Source organism: Ancylobacter lacus (assembly GCF_018390635.1).
GTDB lineage: Bacteria > Pseudomonadota > Alphaproteobacteria > Rhizobiales > Xanthobacteraceae > Ancylobacter > Ancylobacter lacus.
The window spans coordinates 119,638-132,034 of record NZ_JAHBGE010000038.1 but is presented as its reverse complement, the minus strand read 5'-3'; the positions used below and the strand labels follow the sequence as shown (position 1 = coordinate 132,034).

At 70.8% G+C, this 12,397-nt stretch carries 11 protein-coding genes; 2 read left to right on the top strand and 9 right to left on the bottom strand.

The annotated features are described in order from the left end of the window. Window positions 1–6 precede the first annotated feature (6 nt). From hutU to hutI, 4 genes are read right to left on the bottom strand one after another with little or no spacing between them, the layout of a single operon-like run. The gene (gene hutU, locus KHC27_RS07715) at window positions 7–1,674 is read right to left on the bottom strand and encodes a urocanate hydratase (RefSeq protein WP_213337128.1); all 1,668 of its coding nucleotides are present in this window, start codon (window positions 1,672–1,674) and stop codon (window positions 7–9) included. Next, window positions 1,671–2,507: an N-formylglutamate deformylase gene (gene hutG, locus KHC27_RS07710; RefSeq protein ID WP_213337126.1), complete on the bottom strand. Its 837-nt coding sequence runs from the start codon at window positions 2,505–2,507 to the stop codon at window positions 1,671–1,673. The genes hutU and hutG overlap by 4 nt, the downstream gene beginning before the upstream one ends. Before the next feature lie 3 nt (window positions 2,508–2,510). Next, complete coding sequence (gene hutH / locus KHC27_RS07705) at window positions 2,511–4,055, bottom strand: histidine ammonia-lyase (protein ID WP_213337122.1); 1,545 nt, start codon at window positions 4,053–4,055, stop codon at window positions 2,511–2,513. Then, complete coding sequence (gene hutI, locus KHC27_RS07700; RefSeq protein ID WP_213337120.1) at window positions 4,052–5,263, bottom strand: imidazolonepropionase; 1,212 nt, start codon at window positions 5,261–5,263, stop codon at window positions 4,052–4,054. Before hutI ends, hutH begins: the two co-directional genes overlap by 4 nt. Window positions 5,264–5,386: 123 nt before the next feature. Between hutI and KHC27_RS07695 the strand changes: the two genes are divergently transcribed. After that, complete coding sequence (locus KHC27_RS07695; protein WP_213337117.1) at window positions 5,387–6,799, top strand: formimidoylglutamate deiminase; 1,413 nt, start codon at window positions 5,387–5,389, stop codon at window positions 6,797–6,799. Window positions 6,800–6,812: 13 nt separating this feature from the next. On the opposite strand, the gene KHC27_RS07690 is transcribed toward KHC27_RS07695, so the two are convergent. The 5 genes from KHC27_RS07690 to KHC27_RS07670 all read right to left on the bottom strand — a co-directional run bounded on the left by KHC27_RS07690 (window position 6,813) and on the right by KHC27_RS07670 (window position 11,610). Next, on the bottom strand, window positions 6,813–7,352 hold the full coding sequence (locus KHC27_RS07690) for a flavin reductase (protein WP_246519731.1): 540 nt from the start codon (window positions 7,350–7,352) through the stop codon (window positions 6,813–6,815). Between the two features lie 77 nt (window positions 7,353–7,429). Further along, window positions 7,430–8,743 carry an NtaA/DmoA family FMN-dependent monooxygenase gene (locus KHC27_RS07685; protein ID WP_213337114.1) on the bottom strand — a complete coding sequence of 438 codons (1,314 nt, stop codon included), beginning with the start codon at window positions 8,741–8,743 and terminating at the stop codon, window positions 7,430–7,432. Window positions 8,744–8,789: 46 nt separating this feature from the next. Continuing rightward, on the bottom strand, window positions 8,790–9,581 hold the full coding sequence (locus KHC27_RS07680; protein WP_213337111.1) for an ABC transporter ATP-binding protein: 792 nt from the start codon (window positions 9,579–9,581) through the stop codon (window positions 8,790–8,792). 1 nt (window position 9,582) lies between these two features. Continuing rightward, window positions 9,583–10,401 carry an ABC transporter permease gene (locus tag KHC27_RS07675; protein WP_213337109.1) on the bottom strand — a complete coding sequence of 273 codons (819 nt, stop codon included), beginning with the start codon at window positions 10,399–10,401 and terminating at the stop codon, window positions 9,583–9,585. Between the two features lie 129 nt (window positions 10,402–10,530). Further along, entirely contained in the window at window positions 10,531–11,610 is a 1,080-nt protein-coding gene (locus KHC27_RS07670; RefSeq protein WP_213337106.1) for a putative urea ABC transporter substrate-binding protein, read from the bottom strand. A 133-nt stretch (window positions 11,611–11,743) separates the two neighbouring features. Here KHC27_RS07670 and KHC27_RS07665 point away from each other — a divergent pair, with 133 nt between their 5' ends. After that, window positions 11,744–12,367, top strand: a complete 624-nt coding sequence (locus tag KHC27_RS07665; RefSeq protein WP_246519730.1) for a TetR/AcrR family transcriptional regulator — start codon at window positions 11,744–11,746, stop codon at window positions 12,365–12,367. Window positions 12,368–12,397: the final 30 nt, after the last annotated feature.

The window sequence follows — 12,397 nt, the reverse complement described above, 5'->3', positions numbered from 1 at the left end:
CGTCCCTCAGCCGAGAATGCCCGGCAGGTCGAGCTGGTGCTCGCGGGCGCAGTCGCGGGCGATGTCGTAGCCGGCATCGGCGTGGCGCATCACCCCGGTGGCGGGGTCGTTCCACAGCACCCGGGCGAGGCGGGCATCGGCCTCGGCGCTGCCGTCGCAGACGATGACCATGCCGGCGTGCTGGGAATAGCCCATGCCGACGCCGCCGCCATGGTGCAGCGACACCCAGGTGGCGCCCGAGGCGGTGTTGAGCAGCGCGTTGAGCAGCGGCCAGTCCGACACCGCGTCGGAGCCGTCGCGCATCGCCTCGGTCTCGCGGTTGGGGGAGGCGACCGAGCCGGAATCGAGATGGTCGCGGCCGATGACGATGGGAGCCTTCAGCTCGCCCCGGCGCACCATCTCGTTGAAGGCGAGGCCGAGCCGGTGGCGGTCGCCGAGGCCGACCCAGCAGATGCGCGCCGGAAGGCCCTGGAACTTGATGCGCCGGCCGGCCATGTCGAGCCAGTTGTGCAGATGGGCGTTGTCGGGGATCAGCTCCTTCACCTTGGCGTCGGTGCGGGCGATGTCCTCCGGGTCACCGGAGAGCGCCGCCCAGCGGAACGGGCCGATGCCGCGGCAGAACAGCGGGCGGATATAGGCCGGCACGAAGCCGGGGAAGTCGAAGGCGTTCGCCACGCCCTCGTCCTTCGCCATCTGGCGGATGTTGTTGCCGTAGTCGACGGTGGGAATGCCGGCGTGGTGGAAGTCCAGCATCGCCTGCACATGCACCGCCATCGAGGCCTTGGCCGCCTTGGCGACCCCTGCGGGGTCGCTGGCGCGCTTCTCTTCCCACTGGTCGAGGCTCCAGCCGATCGGAAGATAGCCGTTGACCGGGTCGTGTGCCGAGGTCTGGTCGGTCACGATGTCCGGCCGCACCCCGCGCCGCACGAGCTGGGGCAGGATTTCGGCGGCATTGCCGAGCAGCCCGACCGAGAGCGCCTTGCCCGCCGCATTGGCGTTCTCGATCATCAGCAGCGCTTCGTCGAGGCTGGTGGTGGAGGTGTCGAGATAGCCGGTGCGCAGGCGGAACTCGATGCGGCTCGGCTGGCACTCGATGGCGAGGCAGCTCGCCCCCGCCATGGTGGCGGCCAGCGGCTGCGCCCCGCCCATGCCGCCGAGCCCGGCGGTGAGGATCCACTTGCCCGCCAGCGAGCCGCCGAAATGCTGGCGTCCCATCTCGACGAAGGTTTCGTAGGTGCCCTGAACGATGCCCTGCGCGCCGATATAGATCCAGGAGCCGGCCGTCATCTGGCCGTACATGGCGAGGCCCTTGCGGTCCAACTCGTGGAAGTGCTCCCACGTCGCCCAGTGCGGCACCAGGTTGGAGTTGGCGATCAGCACCCGCGGCGCGTCCTTGTGGGTGCGGAACACCCCGACCGGCTTGCCGGACTGCACCAGCAGGGTCTGGTCCTCCTCCAGCCGGGTGAGGGCGGCGACGATGCGGTCGAAGCTCTCCCAGTCGCGCGCGGCCCGGCCGATGCCGCCATAGACCACCAGCTCGCCCGGCCGCTCGGCGACGTCGGGGTCGAGATTGTTCATCAGCATGCGCAGCGGGGCTTCGGTCAGCCAGCTCTTCGCCGTGAGATCGGTGCCGCGCGCGGCGCGGATGATGCGGGCATTGTCGAGGCGAGTCATCGCGGGGTTCCTTCAGGGTCAGCGGCGCGGGCGAAGGCGAGGCAGGCGTCGAGGATGCGGGCCAGCACGGCGCGGGCGGGCGCGGCGTAGCCGGGGTCGTAGGCCGGCGGCCAGTCGGCCGGCGACACCGCGCCGAGCGGCTCCGGCAGGTAGGTCCGGCAGGCCAGCTCCATCTGCACGGCATGGACGCCGTCCTCCGGGCGGCCGTGATGCCGGGTGATCCAGCCGCCCTTGAAGCGGCCATTGCTCACCCAGGAGAAGCCGCCCGTCGCCGCCTCGGCCTCGATGGCGGCCTGCAGGTCCGGCGCGCAGCTCGCGCCGCCATTGGTGCCGATGTTGAGGTGCGGCAGCGTGCTCTCGAACAGCCGTGGCACCACCGAGCGGATGGAGTGGCAATCATAGAGCACGATGCGGGGATGGAGCGTCCGCAGCCGGGCGATCTCGCCCTCCAGCGCGGCGTGGTAGGGCGTGAACCAGCCCTCCCGCCGCGCTGCGACATCCGGGCCGAGGCCGGGCCGGTAGAGCGGCTCGCCGTCGAAGGTGGTGGTCGGGCACAGTTCCGTTGTCGCCTGGCCGGGATAGAGCGAGGCGCCGGAGGGGTCGCGGTTGACGTCCACCACGGTGCGGGAGACGCCGGTCCGCACCAGGGTCGCGCCGAGATCGGCGGCGAAGCCGTAGAGCCGCTCGATCCACCAGTCGCAGTCCTTCCGCGCCAGCCAGGGCGAGACGAGCTGCGCCTCGATGTCGGGCGGAATGTCCGTGCCGGTGTGCGGCAGGCTCAGCAGCAGCGGGGCCTCGCCCCGCTCGATCTGGATGAAGCCGGGCGGGGCCACCGCTCAGCCCTCCAGCGCCGAGGGCAGCACCGCGTCGCCCAGCGCCGCCAGCGCGCCGGAGCGGATGAGGGCGGTGGCGGCTTCCATGTCCGGGGCGAAGTGGCGGTCGTCGTCGAGGGAGGGCACCTGCCCGCGCAGCAGGGCGCGGGCCTCTTCCAGCACCACGCTGGAGGCGAGCGGGGCGTGGAAGTCGCAGCCTTGCGCGGCGGCGAGATATTCGATGCCGAGCACGTTCAGCGCGTTCTCCACCATCGGCAGCAGGCGGCGGGCGCCATGGGCGGCCATGGAGACATGGTCCTCCTGGTTGGCCGAGGTGGGAATGGAATCGACGCTGGCGGGGTAGGCGCGCTGCTTGTTCTCCGACACCAGCGCCGCCGCCGTCACCTGCGGGATCATGAAGCCGGAATTGAGCCCGGGCTTGGGGGTGAGGAAGGCCGGCATGCCCGACAGCGCGGGGTCGACCAGCATGGCGATGCGGCGCTCGCTCAGCGAGCCGATCTCGCACACCGCGAGCGCCAGGGTGTCGGCGGCGAAGGCGACCGGCTCGGCGTGGAAATTGCCGCCCGACAGCGCCTCGCCCTCCTCCGGGAAGATCAGCGGGTTGTCGGAAACGCCGTTGGCCTCGGTGGCGAGCGTCGCCGCCGCCTGCCGCAGCAGGTCGAGGCAGGCGCCCATCACCTGCGGCTGGCAGCGCAGGCAATAGGGGTCCTGCACCCGCTCGTCGCCGACGAGATGCGAGGCGCGGATGGCCGAGCCCGCCATCAGCCGGCGCAGCGCCTGCGCGCTCTCGATCTGGCCGCGGTGCCGGCGCAGCGCGTGGATGCGCGGATCGAACGGGGCATCGGAGCCGCGGGCGGCGTCGGTGGAGAGCGCGCCGGTCATCAGCGCGGAGCGGAACAGCCGGTCGGCGCCGAACAGGCCGGCCAGCGCATTGGCGGTTGAGAACTGGGTGCCGTTGAGCAAGGCAAGCCCTTCCTTCGGCCCGAGCTCGAGCGGGGCGAGCCCGGCCTGCGCCAGCGCCTCCGCGGCCGGCAACCGGGCGCCGCCGACCAGGATCTCGCCCACCCCGATCATCGTCGCGGTCATGTGGGCCAGCGGGGCGAGGTCGCCCGAGGCGCCCACCGAGCCCTGCGCCGGCACCACCGGGGTCAGCCCCTGCAGCAGCATCGCCTCCAGCAGCGCCACCGTGGCGCGGGTGACGCCGGAGGCGCCCTGGGCGAGGCTGGCGAGCTTCAGCGCCATCATCAGCCGGGCCACCGGCACCGGCATCGGCTCGCCGACGCCGGCGGCGTGGGAGAGCACGATGTTGCGCTGGAGGGTGGCGAGGTCGGCGGCGGCGATGCGCACGCTGGCGAGCTTGCCGAAGCCGGTATTGACCCCATAGACCGCCTCGCCCCGGCCGACGATGGCGGCCACCGTGGCGGCGGCGCGGTCGATGGCGGGGAAGGCGGCAGGGTCGAGCCGGGCGCCGGCGCCGTCATGGATGGCGCGCCATTGCGGCAGCGTCACCGCGCCGGGCGTGAGGGTGACGGGCGGGCGGGTGGTCATGCGCCTCTCCAGATGCGGGCGTGAAGGGGATTGAAGCCCATGCGGTAGACCAGCTCGGCCGGGCGCTCGATGTCCCAGATGGCGAGGTCGCACCACTTGCCGGCTTCCAGCGTGCCGATCTGGTGCAGCCGCCCCAGCGCGCGGGCGGCCTCGCGGGTGACGCCGGCGAGGCATTCCTCCACCGTGAGGCGGAACAGGGTGGCGCCCATGTTCATGGTCAGCAGCAGCGAGGTCAACGGCGAGGTGCCGGGGTTGCAGTCGGTCGCCAGCGCGATCTTCGTGCCGTGCTCCCGGAACAGGCCGACCGGGGGCACCCGGGTCTCCCGGATGAAATAGAACGCGCCGGGCAGCAGCACCGCGACGGTGCCGGCGGCGGCCATGGCGGCGGCGCCTTCCTCGTCGGTGTGTTCGAGATGATCGGCCGAGAGCGCCCGGCAGCTCGCCGCCAGCGCCGCGCCGTGCAGGTTGGAGAGCTGGTCGGCGTGCAGCTTCACCGGCAGGCCGTGGAAGCGGGCGGCCTCGAACAGCCGGGCCACCTGCTCCGGCGAGAAGGCGATGCCCTCGCAGAAGGCGTCGACCGCATCCACCAGCCCCTCCGCCACCAGCGCGGGCAGCATGTCCGCGCAGAGATGGCCGATATAGCCGTCGGCGTCACCGGCGAATTCCGGCGGCAGGGCGTGGGCGCCGAGGAAGGTGGCGCTCACCTCCACCCGGCGCGCCGTGCCGAGCGCCCGGGCGGCGCGCAGGCTGGTGCGCTCGGAGGCGAGGTCGAGCCCGTAGCCGGACTTGACCTCGACCGTGGTGACGCCTTCCGCCAGCAATGCGTCGAGCCGGGGCAGGGCGCCGGCCAACAGCTCGGCCTCGCCGGCGGCGCGGGTCGCCTTCATGGTGGAGACGATGCCGCCGCCGGCCCGGGCGATGGCCTCATAGGAAGCACCGGCCAGCCGCAGCTCGAATTCATGGGCGCGGTTGCCGCCATGGACGAGATGGGTGTGGCAGTCGATGAGGCCCGGTGTGATCCAGCGCCCCTCGCAGCGCGTGGTTTCCGCCGCCTCGAAGGCGGGCGCCTCGGCGGCCGGGCCGGCATAGAGGATGCGGCCGTCGCGCGCGGCGACCAGCCCGTCCTCGACCAGCCCGAGCCCTTCGCGCCCCGGCGCCAGCGTCGCCAGCCTCGCCTCTCGCCAGATGCGGTCGCAGCGCATTTCCACCTCGGATCGTCGGGGGACGGGTGACAGGGGGGATCGATAATGTCTATACATAACGGGACGCGATCGCGCTTGTCCAGAGCCCGCGCGCCTGTCCAGAGCCTGCGGAAGAGAGGGATGTCCGTCATGAGCCTCACCACGTCACCGGCGCCGCGGCCTGCCGGCGCCCCGGCCCGGCTCTGGTTCGAGACGCTGCTGCTGGCGGAGGGCTGGGCCCAGGGCGTGGCGGTCGACATTGCCGGTGGCGTCATCGTGCGGCTGGAGCCCGGCACCGCGCCGGAAGCCGGGCGGGAGCGCCACGCTGTCGGCCTTCCCGGCCTGCCCAACCTGCACAGCCACGCCTTCCAGCGCGCCATGGCCGGGCTCTCCCAGGTGCGCGGGCCTTCCGCCGACAGCTTCTGGACCTGGCGCGAGGCGATGTATGCCGCGCTCGACCGGATGACGCCGGAGGATGTCGAGGCGGTGGCGGCGCAGGCCTATGTCGAGATGCTGGAGGCCGGCTTCACCCGGGTCGGCGAGTTCCACTATCTCCACCACGACCGCGACGGCGCGCCCTATGCCGACCCGGCCGAGCTCGGCGCCCGCATCGCCGCCGCGGCGGGCGCGACGGGCATCGCGCTCACCCTGCTGCCGGTGTTCTATGCCCATGGCGGCTTCGGCGGGCAGGCGTCGATGCCGGGCCAGCGCCGCTTCGTGAACGGGCTCGACGGCTTCGCCCGGCTGATGGAGGCGAGCGCGCGGGCGCTGGCGCCGCTGCCGGACGCGGTGCTGGGCCTCGCCCCGCACAGCCTGCGGGCGGCGACGCTGGAGGAGATCGCGGCGCTGCTGCCGATGACCGCCGGGCCGGTGCACATGCATGTCGCGGAGCAGACCCGCGAGGTGGAGGACTGCCTCGCCTTCAGCGGCCGCCGCCCGGTGGAGTATCTGCTGGACGGCGCGGCGGTGGACCCGCGCTGGTGCCTGATCCACGCCACCCACATGAGCGAGGCGGAGACGGCGCGGCTCGCCCTCAGCGGCGCGGTGGCCGGGCTGTGCCCGATCACCGAGGCCGATCTCGGCGACGGCATCTTTCCCGGCGCGGCCTTCGCCTCGGCCGGCGGGCGCTATGGCGTCGGCTCGGATTCCAATGTGCGCATCGACGCGGCGGGTGAGCTGGCGCTGCTGGAATATTCCCAACGCCTCGGCAACCGCGCCCGCAACGTCATGGCGCTGGCGCCGGGCCGTTCCACCGGGCGCACCCTGTTCGAGGCGGCGCTGGCCGGCGGCGCGCAGGCGCTGGGGGCCACCGGCGCGGGGCCGGCAGGGGTGGGGCTCGCCGTCGGCGCGCCGGCCGATCTCGTCAGCCTCGATGCCGGGCGGGCGAGCCTTGCCGGGCGCAGCGGCGACGGGCTGCTCGACGCCTGGATCTTCGCCACACGCGGCGGCGGGGTGGACTGCGTCTGGCGGCGCGGCGACAAGCTGGTGGCCGGCGGCACGCATCGCGACCGCGCGGCGGTGGAGGCCCGCTTCCGGGCGAGCCTGACCCGGCTGGCCGGGTGAGGCGAGGGGCCGCTCAGTCGGCCCGGGCTTCCAGCGCGTGGTAGCGCCGGCCGAAATAGATCAGCCCCTCGCGGGCATCGCCGGCGGCAAGGCCGATGACCTCGCAGAACAGCACGTCGTGGGTGCCGACCTCGACGGTGCGCACGATCCGGCAGTCGAACGACACCGCGGCGCCGACCAGCATCGGCGCGCCGGTGTGGGCGGTGCGCCATTCGCCGAGGGCGAAGCGTTCGGCGGGCGGCAGCTTGCCGCCGAAGCCGTTCGACAGCTCCTCATGCCCGCCCGCCAGCGTGTTGACGCAGACGACGCCGTTGGCGTGGACGATCGGGCTCGCGGAGGAACCCTTGTTGAGGCACACCAGCAGGGTCGGCGGAGAGTCGGTGACGCTGCACACCGCCGAGGCGGTGAAGCCGGCGCGGCCGGCCGGCCCGTCGGTGGTGATGATGTTCACCGCGGCGCCGAGGCGGGCCATGGCGTCGCGGTACTCCTGCCGGGTCACCTCTGGCGCGGCCTGCGCCGGGGTGGCGGCTTCCATCGGCTGGCACTGTCCCATCGCCGTTCCTTTCCGGGTTGGGCTCTCTCATGAGCCGGCTAAAGGGCGCGGCCGGGGAGCGGCCGCGCCGGGGGGTGTCAGAACTCGCGCAGATTGTCGCGCAGGAGCTGGTGCTTGTACTCGGTCCGCACCAGTCCCCGGGCCTGCAGTTCAGGCACGAGCCCGTCGCAGATCTCCGCGATGTAGCGGCGGGAGACGCGCAGCACCGGCGTGGTGATGAGGAAGCCGTCGCCGCCCACCTCGGCCATTGCCGCGCCCATCTTCTCCGCCACCTGCGCCGGGGTGCCGATCAGCTCCATGGAGGAGACGAGGCCGCCGCCGCCCGCCGCCGCCAGCTCGCGCAGCGTCTTGCCCGAGCCCCACTGCTGGAACTTGTCGAGCGTGCCCGACTCGCCGTTGGTGACGAGCTTCTCCGGCAGCGGCTTGTCCAGCTCGTATTTCGAGAAATCGATCTCGGTGATGGCGGAGATCGAGATCAGCACGTCGGTGACGAAGTTGTCCGACATGGTGACGTTGCGGTAGCGGGCATGAGCCTCCTCCTCGGTTTCGCCGAGGCTGGGGCAGATGCAGAAGAACACCTTGATGTCGTCGGGGTTGCGCCCGATCGCCTCGGCGCGGGCGCGGATGTCGGCGCGGAACGCCTTCATGCCCTCGACGCCATTCGCGACCGAGACGATGGCGTCGGCATAGCGGGCGGCGAAGTCGCGCCCGCGCGGGGAGGCGCCGGCCTGGAGATAGACCGGGCGGCGCTGCGGCGAGGGCACCGTGTTGAGCGGGCCGCGCACCTGGTAGTAGGTGCCCTTGTGGTCGATGGTGTGGACCTTGGAGCCGTCGGCATAGATGCCGTTCTTGCGGTCGAGCACGACGGCGTCGGGCTCCCAGCTGTTGAACAGCTTGTCGCAGACTTCCATGTACTCCTCGGCCATGGCGTAGCGCTCCTCGCGGGGCGGGAGCTGGTCCATGCCGAAATTCTTCGCCATCAGGTCCTCGGCCGAGGTGACGACGTTCCAGCCGAAGCGGCCCTTGGTCAGGCTGTCGATGGTGGAGGAGAGCCGCGCCAGCATGAAGGGCGGGTAGGCCATGGTGGACATGGTGGCGACCACGCCGAGATGCCGGGTGGCCATGCCCATCGCCACCGCGAGCGGTGCGGGATCGGCCTTCGGCACCATCATGGCGTGCTTGAGTGAGATGTCGCGGGAGCCGCCATAGGTCTCCGGCACCATCAGCTTGTCCTCGATCATGATGAGATCGAAGCAGGCGCGCTCCATGGCCTGGGCCATCTCGATGTAGAACTGGCCGTCCCACGGATTGCCGCCCTGGCCGAAGGGCTCGCGCCACTCGTCGGGGGTGAAGTTCATGAACCAGGCGAGATGAAAGCGTTTGTCGGCCATGTCTTGCGTCCTTGCACGGAGCGGGCCCGTCGCCGGGCGCCGGCGGTCAGTTGCTTGAAACCAGCTGGAGGCGGGCTTCGGCTCGGGCGGCTTCGAAGCGGCGGGATTCGCGCACGATCCGGCACTTGGCCTCGAAGTCGGAGGCGATGGTGGCGCCGAAGCGCTCGGGCGCCTGCGGGTCCTTGCGGGGGCGGTCCACGGCGATGACGCGGGTGCCCAGCAGGAAGGCCTCGGCGAGGTCGTGGGTGACCATGACGATGGTCATCCGGTGCTCCTCCCACAGGTCGCGCACCAGCTCGTGCATCGACTTGCGGGTGCCGGGGTCGAGCGCGCCGAACGGCTCGTCGAGCAGCAGCACCTTCGGCTTCATGATCAGCGCCTGGGCGAGGGCGAGGCGCTGCTGCATGCCGCCGGAAAGCTGCTGGGGGTATTTGGCGGCGTGCTCGGCAAGGCCGACGCGCTCCAGCAGGGCCATGGCCTCGGCCTCCAGCGCCCGGCGGCGGGCGCCGAACAGCCGGCCGAGGAAGGGCGAGGCCACCCATTGCGGCCCGCGCATCACATTGGCCAGCACGGTGAGGTGCGGGAACACGGAATAGCGCTGGAACACCACGCCGCGGTCGGCGGTGGGCTCGGGGGCGATCGGCTCGCCGTCGATCAGGATGCGGCCGCGGCTCGGCTGCTCCTGGCTCAGCAGCATGCGCAGCAGCGTGGTCTTGCCGACGCCGCTCGGCCCGATGATGACGAGGAACTCGTGGTCGGCGAGCGACAGGTTGACCCGCTCGAGCACGATGCGCTCGTCATATTCCTTCCAGACGTCCTCGAAGACGATGGTGGTCATCTCAGCCCTCCCGGATCCGGTCCCAGGGGAAGGCGAAGGCGTTCAGCCGCCGCAAAGCCCAGTCCATGACGAAGGCCAGCAGGGTGATCCAGGCGACATAGGGCAGGATCACGTCCATGGCGAGGTAGCGTCGCACCAGGAAGATGCGGTAGCCCAGCCCGCCCTCGGCGGTGATGGCCTCGGCGGCGATCACATAGAGCCAGGCCGCGCCGAGCGAGAGCCGCACCGAGTCGATCAGCCGCGGCAGCACCTGCGGCAGCAGCACGCCGCTGATCATCTGCCAGGTCGAGGCGCCCAGCGTCTGCGCCTTGATGATCTGCTCGCGCGGGATCGAGGCGACCCGCAGCATCACGTCGCGGATGATGAAGGGGGCGACGCCGAACACGATCAGCACGATCTTGGAGACCTCGCCGAGGCCGAACAGGATGAACAGGATCGGCAGCACCGCCAGCGGCGGGATGAGCGAGAAGGCCGCCATGAAGGGCTCGAACATGCCCCTGAGATAGGGGATGAAGCCGATCAGTATGCCGAGCACCAGGCCGAGCGCGGCGGCGATGCCGAGGCCGACGAACAGCCGCCACAGGCTGAGCCAGGTGTCCCACCACAGCAGGTACTGCTTGGTCGCGATGTCGAGCGTGGTCGCGAGCCGGGTGATGGCGGAGGCGAAGGCCGCGAAGCCCGGCATGAGCTTGTCGTTGGGGTCGAGGGCCATGCGCTCGCCCGAGGCGACGAGGTAGACGAGGATCACCACCACGAAAGGCAGGACGCCGAGCACGGTGCGCACGCCGGTCGAGGGCGTGTAGTTGATGATGCGACGCATGGGGCCTCCGGCGCGGGAACGCGAGATTCGTCGACGCGAGATTCGTCAGTGCGAAGTGCTTCGGCGCGGTGAGCGGATGGCGGGCGGGAGGGGGAGCCGCGGCGCCGGGGCGCGGCGGCTCCGTGACGATCAGAGCTTGCCGTCGACGGCGAGCTTGGTCGCGGTCGGGTCCACCCGCATCTTGATGTTGCCCTTGTCGCCGAGCACCGTGCCGTCGGCGACCGCGATGCCGATGCTGTCGACGCTGGTGGCGCCCTGCCCGAACAGGCCCTGGGCGAAGCAGAAGGTGCGGATGCTGTCCCAGATCTTGGCGTTCTCGGCCGCGGTGAGGAAGGCATAGGCCTCGGCCGGGGTGTAGAAGAAGTGGGTGGTGTCGATCTGCCCCTGCAGGCCGCTGGCGTCGGTGCCCATCGCGCTCGTCATCACCGCGCGCATCTCCTCCGCCTTCGGGCCGCCGGCCTTCAGGATGGCGAGGGCCTCGTACCACGCGCCGATCACCGCCTTGGCGAAATCGGGGTTGTCCTTGAGGTTGTCGGTCTTGGCGACGAACACGTCCATGATCTCGCCGGGGATCTGCGAGCTGTCGAAGAGCTTGGTGGCGCCCTTCACCTTCAGCATGTCCTCGGTGAGCGGCTTCCAGGAGACGGCGTGCTTCATTGCGTCCTGGGAGACGAAGGCGGCGGAGATTTCGGCATCCGAGATGTTCACCGTCTTGGTGGCGGTGGGGTCGTCGATGCCGGCCTTCTGCAGGGCGCGGTTCAGCAGGTAGTGCGAGACCGAGTACTGCAGCAGGAACACGTCCTGCCCGGCGAGTTCCTTCACGTCCTTGGCGGTCTTGGAGATGACGATGTCGTTGCCGTTGGAATAGTCGGTGATGAGGAACACCGAGGTGTCGACCCCGCCTGCCGCCGGCATGGTGAGGCCGTCCATGGACGCGACGCCCATGGCGTCCAGCTCGCCGGCGATGAACTGGTTCACCCCGCCCACATAGTCGTTCACGAGGATGAGGTCGACGTCGATGCCGTATTTGTCGGCCCACTTCTTCATGAGGCCGGACTGCTTCATGTAGGCGAACGGCATGAAGCCGATATAGACGTTGTAGCCGAGCTTGAAGCTCTTCTTGGCGGCGGCGTCGGCGGCGGTGAGGCCGCCGGCCATGGAGGCGGTGACGGCGGCGATGACGAGGGCGGCACGCATCAGGCGCTTCATGGGGGGGCGGCTCCTGGGTGAATAGCGCTGGACATGGCTATTAAGCGGGGACTTAATATCCCAAATCAAGCCCAACTATTGTGCAGCGCAATTAATGGGCAGACAGCCGGCGCGGTGACCGGCGGAGGCAGGCATGGCATTGACGGCAAAGGCGCCGCGGCGGCGGCTGAACCCGGTGGAACGGCGCACGCTGATCCTGGAAGAGGCGCTCCGCCTGTTTGCTGAGCGGCATTATTCGGTGGTGTCGGTGCGCGACATCGCGCTCGCCTGCGACATCAATGTCGGCCTCATCTACCACTACTTCGAGAGCAAGGACGATCTGGTCCGCTGCGCGCTGGAATATGCCGTCGGCCAGCTCATGGCCGGCTATGCCGCGCGGCGCCCGGCGCTGGAGGATGCCCGCGCCGAGATCGGCGCCTGGCTCGACACCCACATCACCATCGCCCCGATGTTGACCCGCATGGTGAAGCTGATGTCGGACTACGCCTCCTCCGGCGTGCGCACCCGCGAGATCGACGCCCAGCTCGCCGGCTTCTACGACGGCGAGCGCGCGCTGCTGGAGGCGGCCCTTGCCCGCGGCGTCGCGCGCGGCGAGTTCCGCCCGGTCGACGTCGCCCGCACCGCGCGCCGCATCGGCCTGATGCTCGACGGCATCTTCTACGCCTCGGAAAGCCGCGGCGACGACCGCATCGTCGAGGACATCCGCGACCTCGCCGATTTCCTCGACGAGACGCTGCGCCCCGGTCTAGGTCCTTAGGGCGATACGCCTTCTCCGTTACGGTCGGAC

Bases quoted from the DNA above. Each gene is read 5' to 3' on its own strand.
- hutU (WP_213337128.1), bottom strand. From the start codon at position 1,674: ATGACTCGCCTCGACAATGCCCGCATCATCCGCGCCGCGCGCGGCACC.
- hutH (WP_213337122.1), bottom strand. From the start codon at position 4,055: ATGACCACCCGCCCGCCCGTCACCCTCACGCCCGGCGCGGTGACGCTG.
- KHC27_RS07695 (WP_213337117.1), top strand. From the start codon at position 5,387: ATGAGCCTCACCACGTCACCGGCGCCGCGGCCTGCCGGCGCCCCGGCC.
- KHC27_RS07690 (WP_246519731.1), bottom strand. From the start codon at position 7,352: ATGGGACAGTGCCAGCCGATGGAAGCCGCCACCCCGGCGCAGGCCGCG.
- KHC27_RS07685 (WP_213337114.1), bottom strand. From the start codon at position 8,743: ATGGCCGACAAACGCTTTCATCTCGCCTGGTTCATGAACTTCACCCCC.
- KHC27_RS07680 (WP_213337111.1), bottom strand. From the start codon at position 9,581: ATGACCACCATCGTCTTCGAGGACGTCTGGAAGGAATATGACGAGCGC.
- KHC27_RS07675 (WP_213337109.1), bottom strand. From the start codon at position 10,401: ATGCGTCGCATCATCAACTACACGCCCTCGACCGGCGTGCGCACCGTG.
- KHC27_RS07670 (WP_213337106.1), bottom strand. From the start codon at position 11,610: ATGAAGCGCCTGATGCGTGCCGCCCTCGTCATCGCCGCCGTCACCGCC.
- KHC27_RS07665 (WP_246519730.1), top strand. From the start codon at position 11,744: ATGGCATTGACGGCAAAGGCGCCGCGGCGGCGGCTGAACCCGGTGGAA.